Source organism: Variovorax sp. P4_D9, assembly GCF_056401695.1.
Genome location: NZ_JBFUIU010000011.1, coordinates 1 through 12,108 on the forward strand (window position 1 = coordinate 1; position 12,108 = coordinate 12,108).

General features: G+C 67.8%; 11 protein-coding genes. 9 read left to right on the forward strand and 2 right to left on the reverse strand.

Translation table 11 applies throughout. The features are described 5' to 3' along the window. The coding region (locus AC1DY5_RS02425; RefSeq protein ID WP_478108063.1) for a dihydrofolate reductase family protein at positions 1-394 on the forward strand (394 nt) is incomplete at its 5' end. 166 nt (positions 395-560) lie between these two features. Here the strand turns inward: AC1DY5_RS02425 and AC1DY5_RS02430 are convergent. Together AC1DY5_RS02430 and AC1DY5_RS02435 are read right to left on the reverse strand one after the other, a co-directional pair. After that, positions 561-1,343 carry a DUF2189 domain-containing protein gene (locus tag AC1DY5_RS02430; RefSeq protein WP_478108065.1) on the reverse strand — a complete coding sequence of 261 codons (783 nt, stop codon included), beginning with the start codon at positions 1,341-1,343 and terminating at the stop codon, positions 561-563. Positions 1,344-1,748: 405 nt separating this feature from the next. After that, positions 1,749-2,660 carry a LysR family transcriptional regulator gene (locus AC1DY5_RS02435; protein ID WP_478108067.1) on the reverse strand — a complete coding sequence of 304 codons (912 nt, stop codon included), beginning with the start codon at positions 2,658-2,660 and terminating at the stop codon, positions 1,749-1,751. Positions 2,661-2,772: 112 nt separating this feature from the next. On the opposite strand from AC1DY5_RS02435, the gene AC1DY5_RS02440 reads away from it, so the two are divergent. The 8 genes from AC1DY5_RS02440 to AC1DY5_RS02475 all read left to right on the forward strand — a co-directional run bounded on the left by AC1DY5_RS02440 (position 2,773) and on the right by AC1DY5_RS02475 (position 12,101). Next, a complete protein-coding gene (locus AC1DY5_RS02440) occupies positions 2,773-4,926 on the forward strand; it encodes a thiamine pyrophosphate-dependent enzyme (protein WP_478108069.1) in 2,154 nt (717 codons plus the stop codon). A gap of 5 nt (positions 4,927-4,931) precedes the next feature. Further along, on the forward strand, positions 4,932-6,551 hold the full coding sequence (locus tag AC1DY5_RS02445) for an indolepyruvate oxidoreductase subunit beta family protein (protein WP_478108071.1): 1,620 nt from the start codon (positions 4,932-4,934) through the stop codon (positions 6,549-6,551). A 60-nt stretch (positions 6,552-6,611) separates the two neighbouring features. After that, positions 6,612-7,604, forward strand: a complete 993-nt coding sequence (locus tag AC1DY5_RS02450) for a tripartite tricarboxylate transporter substrate binding protein (protein WP_478108073.1) — start codon at positions 6,612-6,614, stop codon at positions 7,602-7,604. Positions 7,605-7,704: 100 nt separating this feature from the next. Further along, complete coding sequence (locus tag AC1DY5_RS02455; RefSeq protein WP_478108075.1) at positions 7,705-8,733, forward strand: TRAP transporter substrate-binding protein; 1,029 nt, start codon at positions 7,705-7,707, stop codon at positions 8,731-8,733. 16 nt (positions 8,734-8,749) lie between these two features. Further along, complete coding sequence (locus AC1DY5_RS02460; RefSeq protein ID WP_478108078.1) at positions 8,750-9,292, forward strand: TRAP transporter small permease; 543 nt, start codon at positions 8,750-8,752, stop codon at positions 9,290-9,292. Further along, positions 9,289-10,590 (forward strand): TRAP transporter large permease, encoded by a 1,302-nt coding sequence (locus tag AC1DY5_RS02465; protein ID WP_478108080.1) that lies wholly within the window; start codon positions 9,289-9,291, stop codon positions 10,588-10,590. The genes AC1DY5_RS02460 and AC1DY5_RS02465 overlap by 4 nt, the downstream gene beginning before the upstream one ends. Before the next feature lie 149 nt (positions 10,591-10,739). Continuing rightward, positions 10,740-11,153, forward strand: a complete 414-nt coding sequence (locus AC1DY5_RS02470; RefSeq protein ID WP_478108083.1) for an acyl-CoA thioesterase — start codon at positions 10,740-10,742, stop codon at positions 11,151-11,153. A gap of 105 nt (positions 11,154-11,258) precedes the next feature. Further along, positions 11,259-12,101, forward strand: coding sequence for a caspase family protein (locus AC1DY5_RS02475; RefSeq protein ID WP_478108085.1), 843 nt, complete (start codon positions 11,259-11,261; stop codon positions 12,099-12,101). Positions 12,102-12,108 lie beyond the last annotated feature (7 nt).

The window sequence follows — 12,108 nt, forward strand, 5'->3', positions numbered from 1 at the left end:
GGCCTCGCGCACGCTGAAGAAGCTGCATTGGAACAACTCGGCGCTCCTGCGCGGAAACGTCATCGCGGCGGTCGCGGCGCTCAAATCAGAGGCGGGACACGACCTGCAGATCATCGGCAGCGGCAATCTGATCCAGACGCTGCAGGCCGCATCGCTGATCGACGAGTACAACGTGTGGACCTTCCCCGTCGTGCTCGGGCGCGGCAAGCGGCTGTTCGAAGCCGGCGCGAAGCCCGGCGCACTGCGGCTCGTCGCTTCGCAAGCCTCGGCCACCGGTGTTGTGATGAGCACCTACGTGCCGGCCGGCGACGTCCCGCTCGGATCGTTTGCGCAGGCCGAGCCGAGCGCGAAGGAAGTCGAAAGGCGCGCGAAGCTGGCGCGCGAGGTGAGCTGACGCTTCTTCGCGACAATGCCCCTTGAAGCTTCGCGCTTCGGTGACAGGCATTTCCCCGACCGGCTATGGTCGACCATGAGGCGACGTTGGTGAAAGTCAGCCTCCAGGAGGCATATGAGACGGTGCCCAGCGCAGTGGAAGCACTGATACCGCTGCCCGCGCAGGATCACCCGTCCACCATCTCGCGATAGGCGTGCCAGCTCCCGTGTGCCAGCCACGGGAAGATGACGATGAGCCCAAGCATGAGCGTCGCAAAACCGAGGGCTGTCAGCATTGCGATCAACACGGCCCACAGCAGCATGGCGACCGGATTCCGGGCGCAGCAGCGCAGGCTGGTAAGAACCGCGGTGATCACGTCCACGGGGCGATCCACCAGTAACGGCACGCTGACGACACCGAGCGCGAAGACAAGCGCTGCCACCGCGGCACCAACCGCGAAGAAGGCAACCACAAGACCGGTCGGCTGGCCCGACAGCAGCAGCGCCGCGGGCAGGTGCGACGCGTGCCGCACTTGCTCGGTGAAGAAAAGTGCGAAGACGATCGCTGCCAGGCGCTCCCAGACAAAGTACGCCAGCGTGAGCACCAATCCGAACAGCGCAATCGAGCCGGCGTTGCCGCGCCACGCGCGAAAAGCCAATGCGGAGTCCGGCGCGGCGGACTGCTCCCGCTGGCGCGACAGTGCGTACAGGGGCATCGCGACGAAGGGTGCCACCAGCAAAAAGCCGCCGAGCAGAGTTGGCGCAAGGTAAGTGGCCTCCCAGGTCGCGGCCATCAGGGCCAGGCCTGCAACTGCAACCAGCACACCGATGCCGAGGCTCAAGCCTGGCCGGAACGCCAGATCGCGTGCGCCCAAGCGCAGCCAAGCGAAGGGCCGCATCACGCTAACCCGGCGCACTGCGGGCGCCGCCATTGGAGGCAGGGAAGATTGACTGTCGAGCGGGTGTTCCATGGCTCACACTCCTTCATGAAGCCCGTGCTGAAGACCAAGTGGCGTCAGCGCTACTGCTAGCATAGTCCGAGTGCCCCGCAGGCGCGACGCACTTCCTTGAGGTTGCAGAACTCGTCGGCAACGCGCAGGGCAAATGACGGGAGCTTGCGTGACGGGGGACGCGGGCGGTGTATCCAGGCGGATTGGGCCCTGGCTTGAACATCCGGGGCGCGTGCCGAGGACATCGGGTCACGGGGTGGTGCCGGCAGATCAACGACCGCCGTGACGGATCACGTCGATGGTGTGCTCTGCGCAGCGAAGTCAAGGAGGAGGCCGCAGGCCGGGAGACATGAGCGGAACAGAGTACGCCGTCGGCGTGGTCCCGCCCACTCTCGTCGAGCCGGCCGAACCGAGGCTGTGACCGCCTCACCGCTCCGCGAACAGCTCCCGGATCACCTGCCGCAGCCACCGGTTCGCCGCATCGGCCTCGAAGCGCTTGCTCCAGTGCAGCGAGACGCTGAAGTCGCGCAGCGGAAAGGCCGGCTCGACGATCGCGTAGCCACCCTCCTCGGCGAAGCCGCGGGCGATGTTGCGCGGCATCACCACCGCCAGGTCGGTGGCCCGAACGATCGCAGGCAGCACCATGAAATGCTCGGTGGTCAGCCGCACCCGGTCCTCCAGGTTGAGCAGCTGCAGGATGCGCAGCGTTTCGGCATGGGTGCGTACGGCGACGTACTCGAGCGTCTGCAGCGCATCGAGCAGCGCCCGACCGCCGCGTCGCCCGCGCGTGAACGGGTGGCCCTGGCGCAGCAGCACGATATAGCGGTCGTTCAACAGATGCGCGCGTTGGGTGTCGCGAACCTTGGGGAGAAAGCCGAAGGCGAAGTCGATCCGGCCGTTGTCCAGGGCCGGTGCGATCTCGGCAGGCTGCAGCGGCAGCGTCTCCAGCCGCACCCCAGGCGCCAACTCGCCCAGCCTGGCCATCAGCGACGGCAGGAAGCGGCCCTCGCCGATGTCGCTCATGTGGATGCGGAAGGTCTTGCGCGAGGCCGAGGGCTCGAAGCGGTCGGGCTCGTTGAGCGCCTCCTCGAGCGTGCCGAGCGCCGCCTGCACCGCCGCCGCCAGCCGATCGGCGCGCGGCGTCGGCGCCACGCCGCCCGGCGCCCGGACGAAGAGCGCGTCCTCGAGCAGCAGCCGCAGCCGGCCCAGGCCATGGCTGGCGGCCGGCTGAGTCAGGCCCAGCGACTCCGCGGCCCGGCTCACGCTGCGCGCCYGGTACACGGCATCGAACAGCCGCAGCAGGTTCAGGTCGATCGAATCGATATGCATGGCGTTCATGTTACTTAGTCCGAATATTTTATTGATCGCAAGTCGCCTCCCCGCGACACTGGCGGCCGGCCTCGCAGCCGACCACCACCACCCCACCCCCCGGCAAACAGGAACCCATCTCTTGGAAGTCTCATTCAGCAAGGAAATCGAGGCGCTTCGCCTCGGTGCCGGCGACACCTTTCACGGCGAAGGCATCCTCGCGATCACCAAGGGGCTGCTGCAGTCCGGCGTGGCCTACGTGGGCGGCTACCAGGGCGCACCGGTGTCGCACCTGCTCGACGTCATGGTCCAGGCCAAGCCCTACATGGACGCACTCGGCGTCCACGTCGAGGCCTGCTCGAACGAAGCCTCGGCGGCGGCGATGCTGGGCGCCTCGATCCACTATCCGCTGCGCGGCGCCGTGACCTGGAAATCGATCGTCGGCACCAACGTGGCGGCCGATGCGCTGTCCAACCTGTCGTCGCCGGGCGTCAAGGGCGGCGTGCTGATCGTGGTCGGCGAAGACTACGGCGAAGGCGCCTCGGTGATCCAGGAACGCACCCATGCCTATGCGCTGAAGTCCAGCATGTGCCTGCTGGACCCGCGGCCGGACCTGGGCGTCATGGTGAACATGGTCGAGCACGGCTTCCGCCTGTCCGAGTTCTCCAACATGCCCTGCATGATGGAGCTGCGCATCCGCACCTGCCATGTGCGCGGCAGCTTCGAATGCAAGGACAACCTGCGCCCGGCGATCTCGACCCGCGCACTGATGGCGGAGCCGGCCGGCTTCGACTACATGCGACTCGCGCACCCGCCGGTCACCTTCCGCCACGAGAAGCTCAAGGGCGAGGAGCGGCTGCCGGCCGCACGCCGCTACATCGCCGAACACCAGCTCAACGAGCTGATTCCCGGCACCCATGCCGACCTCGGCATCGTGGTGCAGGGCGGGCTCTACAACGCGCTCGTCCGCAGCTTGCAGCAGCTGGGCCTGGCGGACGCCTTCGGCGCCACCGACATCCCGCTGCTGGTGCTCAACGTCGCCTACCCCCTGGTGCCCGACGAGGTGGCCGACTTCTGCGTCGGCAAACGCGCGGTGCTGGTGGTCGAAGAAGGGCAGCCCGAGTACATCGAGCAGGAGATCGCGACGCTGCTGCGCAGGCGCGACATCCAGACGCCGCTGCACGGCTGCGACATGCTGCCGGCGGCCGGCGAATACGGCGTCGAAGTATTGGCCACCGGCCTCGGCCGCTTCGCGCAGCGCTACCTGCCCGAGCATGCGCACGACTCGGCCAGGTCATGGCTGGCCGGCAACAACGACCGCCGCTCCGCGGTGGCGACCCAGCTGGCCGCCCCGCTGCCGAATCGGCCGCCGAGCTTCTGCATCGGCTGCCCGGAACGGCCGGTGTTCGCGGCGCTGAAGCTGGCGCAGCAGGACAGCGGCCCGGTGCACATCGCGGCCGACATCGGCTGCCATGCCTTCGGCACCTTCGAACCGTTCTCCATGGGACATTCGATCCTCGGCTACGGCATGAGCCTCGCGAGCCGCGCGGGCGTCTCGCCGATGATGCAGCGCCGGGCGCTGTCGATCATGGGCGACGGCGGCTTCTGGCACAACGGCCTGCTCACCGGCGTGCAGAGCGCGCTCTTCAATGGCGACGACGCGGTGCTGCTGATCTTCAAGAACGGCTACACCTCGGCCACCGGCACGCAAGACATCATCTCCACGCCCGACGACGACATCAAGGAGCGCGCGGTCGACAAGCAGCAAAGTCTGGTCGACAAGAACCAAACCATCGAGGCGACGCTGAACGGGCTGGGCGTGCAATGGCTGCAAACGGTCCACACCTACGACGTCGACAAGATGCGCAAGACGCTCAACGACGCCTTCACGAGCGACTTCAACGGGCTCAAGGTGATCATCGCCGAGGGCGAATGCCAGCTCGAGCGCCAGCGCCGAATCAAGCCGTGGATCGCCAGCCTGCTGAAGAACGGCGAGCGCGTGGTGCGCGTGAAGTACGGCGTCGACGAGGACGTCTGCAACGGCGACCACGCCTGCATCCGGCTGTCGGGCTGCCCGACGCTGACGATCAAGGACAACCCCGACCCGCTGAAGGTCGACCCGGTGGCCGTGGTGATCGACGGCTGCGTCGGCTGCGGCCTGTGCGGCGCCAACGCCCATGCCGCCACGCTGTGCCCGAGCTTCTACCGGGCCGAGGTGGTGCAGAACCCGAAGTGGCACGAAAGACTCCTGCACAGCCTGCGCGGTGCCGTGGTGCGCGCCCTCCAACCGGCCTGACGACGATGAACCGAACCCAACCGATCACCCTCCTGATCTGCGCCCTCGGCGGCGAAGGCGGCGGCGTGCTGACCGAATGGCTGGTCGACACCGCGCGCCATGCAGGCTATGCCGCGCAGAGCACCTCGATCCCGGGTGTTGCGCAGCGCACCGGCGCCACCACGTATTACGTCGAGGTCTTCCCGCTGCCGCTGGCCCAGCTCGGCGGCCGCCGGCCGGTGTTCAGCCTGAGCCCGGTGCCGGGCGCGCTCGACGCCATCGTCTCGTCCGAGCTGCTCGAGACCACGCGCCAGATCGGCAACGGCATGAGCGCGCGGGAGCGCACCCTCGTCATCAGCTCGTCGGCCCGCACCCTGACCACCGCCGAACGGATGCAGCCCGGCGACGGCCGCGCCGATAGCGGGCGCCTGCTCGAGGTGGTCAAGGTCTTCAGCCGCGAGCACCACATGTTCGACATGGKCGCGGCGGCGCGCGAGGCCGGCACCGTGGTCAGCGCCGTGATGCTTGGCGCGATCGCGGGCAGCGGACTGTTTCCGTTTCCGCGCGCAGCGTACGAGCGCGTGGTGCGCGGCGGCGACACCCGCGCACCCGAGAAAGTCAGCAAGATGGCTGCTGCCAGCCTGCGCGGCTTCGCGGCGGCCTTCGATGCGGTGAACACGCCGCGCGAGCAGGCCGCGATGGTCAACCGCCTGCTGGACACCAGCGCCGACGAGCGCGCCCAGCCGAAGCCGCTGCCGCCCGCGGTCGCCGCCCGGTTTCCGACGCCGGTGCACGACCTGCTCGCGCTCGCCCATGCCYGCGTGCTCGACTACCAGGACCCCGGCTACGCCGCGCACTATGTGGAGCGACTGGCCCGGGTGCTGGCGGCCGAACGGGCGGCCGACCCCGCGGCAGCCCACGGCTTCGCGACCACGCGCGAGATGGCGCGCTGGCTCGCGCTGTGGATGGCCTTCGACGACATCGTGCGGGTGGCCGAGCTCAAGAGCCGAGCCAGCCGGGCCCAGCGGGTGCGAAGCGAGGTGAAGGCCGGCGACGACGACATCCTCAAGGTCTATGACCACTTCAAGCCCGGCGCCCCCGAGTTCGCAGCGCTGCTGCCGGCCGCGCTCGCGCATCGCGTGATTGCCTGGGACCGGCGCCGCGCCACCCCCTGGGCGATGCCGCTCAAGGTCGGCAGCCATTCGGTGGCCGGCATGGCCGCACTGCGCCTGCTGGCCTCGCTGCGCTGGCTGCGCAAGCGCGGCAGCCGCTTCGCCGAGGAGCAGGCGCTGATCGATCGCTGGCTCAACGCCGTGGTCGCTGGCACTGGCAGCGACTGGCGGCTGGGCCACGAGATCGCGCTCTGCGGCCGCCTCATCAAGGGCTACGGCAGCACCAACGAGCGCGGCAAGAACAACCTTCTGCATGTGATCGACCACCTGGCGACGGCGCCGCTGCCCGATGGCTCGCCGTCCGCGCGCGCCACCGCGATCGCCGCCGCCCGCGAGGCCGCCCTGGCCGACGACGCCGGCAATGCGCTCGATGCCGCCCTGGTGCGCCATGGCGCACCGCCGCGGCCGGTGAAGCCGCAGCCGATCCGCTGGATGAAGCGGCCGCGGCAGTCGGCGGCGGGCCATCGCGGCTGAAAGCCCACGGATGCCGGCGCTGCCGGCGCCGGCCTGAAATCAAGAAAGAGGAGACGCCTCATGAACGAAAAAGAAAACCACTTCCGTCGACGCACCCTGTCCGCCTGCGCCTTCCTTGCCCTCGCGCTCGCGGCACCCGGCGCTGCGCTGGCGCAATCCTGGCCGAGCAAGCCGGTGAAGATCCTGGTCGGCTTTCCGCCCGGCGGCGTAGCCGACATCATGGCGCGCTCGGTCGCGCCGCTGATGTCGGAGACGCTCGGCCAGCCGGTGGTGATCGAGAGCCGCGCCGGCGCCAACGGCAACGTGGCCGCCGATGCGGTGGCCAAGGCCCCGGCCGACGGCTACACGCTGGCATTGACTAGCACGGGCATCGAGTCGGTCAATCCCTTCCTGTTCGGCAAGATGCCCTTCGATGCCGACAAGGACCTGGTGCCGGTGGCCGCCACCGGTCGCATCCAGCTCTTCCTCACGACCCGGCCGGGACTGGCCGCCAACGACGTCGACGCCTTCGTTCGCTACGCCAGGGCCAATCCGGGCAAGCTGTCCTTCGGCTCGGCCGGCTCCGGCAGCACGCCGCATCTGGTCGGGGAACTGTTCAAGCAGAGCGCCGGGATCTATGCCGTGCACGTGCCCTATCGCGGTGCCGCGCCGGCGCTGCAAGACCTGCTGGCGAGCCAGATCGACTTCTTCTTCGACCCGGGCATCTCGTTCGCCAACGTGCGCGCCGGCAAGTTGAAGATGCTGGCGGTCGCGAGCGGGCAGCGTTCAGCGCTCTTTCCCGAGGTGCCCACCCTGGCCGAGCGCGGCTACAAGAACATGGACTACGACACCTGGTTCGGCCTGTTCGCGCCGGCAGCCACACCGCCCGAGGTGCGGCTGCGGCTCAACGCCGCGGTGAACAAGGCGCTGGCCAACGAGGCCGTGCGCAATCGCTTCCGCGAGGTCGGCGGCGAGACGACGCCGATGACGGCCGAGGACTTCAAGTCCGTGGCGCGCAAGGAGACCGTGGTGTTCAGCCAGCTCATCAAGGACCGCAGCATCCAGGCGGACTGAGCCGCCCCAAGGTAAACGCGAATAGCCGGGTCCGGGCGATTCTTATAGAACATAACCGGTTCCGACGGCCTCTCGCCATCGCCACGCAAGGAGACATTCAATGAAGCCATCGCGCATCCAGACCCTCGCCGCGCTCGCCGCCCTGCTGGCCCTCTCGTCCGTGCCCGCCGTGGCACAGGACAAGCCGGTCAATCTCAAGATGTCGAGCTGGGTGCCGGCGCAGCATCCGCTGAACCCCTCGCTGCAGGCCTGGGCCGACGACATCAAGAAGGCGTCGAACGGCAGCATCACGGCCACGCTGTTTCCCTCCGAGCAGCTCGGCAAGGCTTTCGACCACTACGACATGGCGCGCGACGGCATCGCCGACTTCGCCTACGTCAACCCCGGCTACCAGCCGGGCCGCTTCCCGATCATGGCCGGTGCGTCCCTGCCCTTCCTGTTCGCCGACGGCAAGGGCGGCTCGGCCGCCATCGACGCCTGGTACCGCCCCTACGCCGCCAAGGAAATGAAGGACGTGAAGTTCTGCTTCGCCTTCGTGCACGACCCGGGCACTTTCCATGCGCGCAAGAAGATCACGCTTCCGACCGACATCAAGGGCATGAAGATCCGTCCGGCGACCAGCACCATCGGCCAGATGGTCACTTCGCTGGGCGGCACCAACGTGCAGGCCTCGGCGCCCGAGTCGCGCGACATGCTGGAGCGCGGCGTGGCCGACGCCATCACCTTCCCGTGGGGCTCGATCGGGCTGTTCGGCATCGACAAGGTGGTGAGCTTCCACATGGACGTTCCGCTCTACGTCACGCCCTTCGTCTGGGCCATGAACCAGAGCAAGTACGACAGCATGTCGGCGGCCCAGAAGAAGGTCATCGACGACCACTGCACCAGCGAATGGGCCGAGAAGGTCGCCACGCCCTGGGCCGACTTCGAGTTCGCGGGCCGCGCCAAGATCGCCGGCCAGGCCGGCCACGAGATCTACAAGCTGACGCCCGAGCAGCTCGATGCCTGGCGCAAGGCCACCGTGCCCGGCGAGGCGCAATGGGCCGAGGGCGTGAAGAAGGTGGGCCAGGATCCGAAGGCGGTGATGGATTCGCTCAAGGCCAGCCTGGCGAAGAACAAGTCGGCGCTCTGATCTTCGCGAGGACCCGATGGCAACCGGAACCGAGGTGACGAAGCCGCGCGTCGGCGTGATGGACAAGATGATCAACTCGATCGAATGGCTGGCCGCCATGTTCGTCGGGATCGTCGCGCTCAACATCTTCCTCGCGGTGGTGCTGCGCAAGTTCTTCAACACCTCGATCCCCGATTCGTACGACTTCGGCCGGATGCTGCTCGGCATCCTGATCTTCTGGGGCATCGCGGCCACCAGCTACCGCGGCGGCCACATCACGGTCGACCTGGTGTGGACCGCGGCCGGCCCGCGCATGAAGCGCTGGATCGACGTCTTCGCGACGCTGGTGCTGCTGTTCGTGGTCGCGGTGCAGACCGCCACGCTGTTCGACAAGGTGCGCGGCACCTACGTCGACAACGTGCTGACCTACGACATGAACATCCCGACCTGGCCCTTCTATGCGGTGGCCTGGCTCGGCGACGTCTCGGCCGTGGTGCTGATCGCGATCCGCACCTATCGATTGATCTTCCATCCTGAATTGCTTCACGACCAGAAACCCGAAATGAAAGCCGACGAATGAGCACCGATGCGATGGCGGTACTTGGATTCGTCGTCCTCTTCGCACTGATGCTCCTGCGCGTGCCGGTCGGCATGGCAATGGGCCTGGTCGGCGTCACCGGCTACGCCTGGATCGTCGGCCCCGGCCCGGCGCTCAAGCTGGTCGGCCAGACCTCGATGCGCACCGTGACCGACTACACCTTCGGCGTGATCCCGATGTTCATGCTGATGGGCGCGCTGGTCTCGGTCTCGGGCGTCAGCCGCGAGCTGTTCAAGGCCGCCAACTCGATGATCGGCCACCTGCGCGGCGGCCTCGGGGTGGCCACCGTGCTGGCCTGCGGCGGCTTCGCGGCCATCTGCGGCTCGTCGGTCGCAACGGCCGCGACCTTCTCGGCCGTGGCCTATCCGGAGATGCGGCGCTTCAACTACCCGCAATCCTTCTCGACCGGCGTGATCGCGGCCGGCGGCACGCTGGGTGCGATCCTGCCGCCGTCGACCGTGCTGGCGGTCTACGCCATCCTGACGCAGCAGGACATCGGCAAGCTCTTCATGGCAGGCATCGTGCCGGGCATCCTGGCGATGACGATGTACGTCCTGACCATCGTGCTGATCGTCAAGGCGCGGCCCGACTGGCTGCCGGGCGGCGAGGTCAAGACCTGGAAGGAGCGCGTGGCCGACCTCAAGAACGTCTGGGCGCCGATGGTGCTGTTCGTCTTCGTGATCGGCGGACTCTACGGCGGCTTCTTCACGCCCACCGAGGCCGGCGGCGTCGGCGCCAGCGGCGCCTTCATCCTCGGCCTGCTGCGCCGCAAGCTCGACGGCCCGAAGATCCGCGAGGCGCTGCTGTCGGCCACGCGCACTGCGGCGGCGGTGTTCAYGGTGCTGATCGGCGCGCTGCTGTTCGGCTACTTCCTGACCATCACGCAGAGCCCGCAAAAGCTCACCGAGTTCCTCACCAGCCTGGGCATCGGGCGCTACGGCGTGCTGGCGCTGATCATGCTGATGTACCTGGTGCTGGGCTGCCTGATGGACGCGATGGCGATGATCATCCTCACGGTGCCGATCATCTTCCCGGTGATCGTCCACCTCGGCTTCGACCCGATCTGGTTCGGCGTCATCATCGTGATGACGGTCGAGCTCGGCCTGATCCATCCGCCGGTGGGGATGAACGTCTTCGTCATCAAGAGCGTGGTCAAGGACGTCAGCTTCACCACCATCTTCAAGGGCGTGCTGCCCTTCATCCTGACCGACATCCTGCGGCTGGTGATCCTGATCGCGTTCCCGATCATCGCCTTGTGGCTGCCAACGAAAATGGGCTGACATTGAGCTCGCCCCCAGGTTGCCCGGCACTTCGTGTCCGGGCGCGCACCCCCTACCGGGGGCAACACCAGCGGCCCGGCGAAGCCGGTTCCGCGGTGTTTCACCAACGGGCCTGGCTGCGCCGGCCGCGCCTTTGCAAAATCCTTGATATGAGTATTGAAGTCATCTATTCAGTCCGCGTCGAATTCGGCGACTGCGACCCTGCCGGCATCGTCTGGTTCCCGAACTTCTTCCGCTGGATCGACGCCGCCTCGCGCCACTTCTTCGCCGAGCGCGGCGTGCCGCGCTGGGAAGAAACCACGAAAACGCTCGGCGTCATCGGCACGCCGCTGGTCGACACCCACACCCGCTTCGTCAAGAGCGCGAGCTACGGCGACAAGCTGCAGATTGCAGTCGCCATCCCCGAATGGCGCGAGAAGAGCTTCGTGCAGACGTACCGCGTGACACGCGGCGAAGACCTGATCCTCGAATGCGACGAGGTCCGCATCTTCGCCGCCACGCGCGAGGGCGGCGGCATCCGCGCGGTTCCGATCCCGCCCGAGATCCGCCGGCTCTGCGAATAGGCGCAGTCCGGGCCGGCCCGGCCCCTGTCATGCGCCATACCTCCTTTGGCGGACGACTTGCGCCTGCGCGGCGTGTCCAATCCCCGAAGGCTACCGGAGATACGCATGAAGAAGCTCGCCCTGTGCATCGGCATCAACAACTACCCCGGCACCGACATGGATCTGGCCGGTTGCGTCAACGACGCCAACGACTGGGCCGCCGAACTGGCGCAGCGCGGCTTCAGCGTCAGCAAGCTGCTCGACGAGCAGGCCACCAAGGCCGGCATGGTGGAAGGCTTCCGGCGCGTGATCGACCAGGCCGCGCCCGGCGATGTGGTGGTGATCACCTACTCGGGCCACGGCACCTACCAGTTCGACACCGACGGCGAGGAGGCCGACGGGCTTGACGAGGCGCTGTGCCCGCACGACATCCGGGCGTTGGGCGCCGCACTGATCGACGACGAGATCCACGCGATCTTCAAGAACCGCCGCGACGGCGTGCACCTGGTGCTGATCTCCGACAGCTGCCATTCGGGCACCGTGAACCGGGCGCCGCCCGACAACAGCGACAAGGAGGCCGGCCGAATGCCGCGCTTCATGCCGATGCGGGTGTGGATGCCAGAGCCACGCCTGGCCACCGCCGGCCCGCAAGGTGCAGCGGTACCCAAGAAAGGCAAGCACGGCGCCGCCACCGCCTTCACCTCGGAGCCGGAAGACGACGTCGGCGACCTGCTGCTGGCCGGCTGCGAGGAAGGCGAGGGCCATTTCAGCTACGACGCCAACTTCCAGGACCGCCCGAACGGTGCCTTCACCTTCTACGCCCTGAAGGCGCTGCGCACGCTGCCGGCCGGCGCCACCTACGCGCGGTGGCACCAGGCCCTGGCGGACGACCTGCCTTCCACCCGCTATCCGCAGAAGCCGCAGATCCAGGGTAGCGGCGAATCCAGGGGGCGAGCGATCTTCAGCTGAGGGGAAG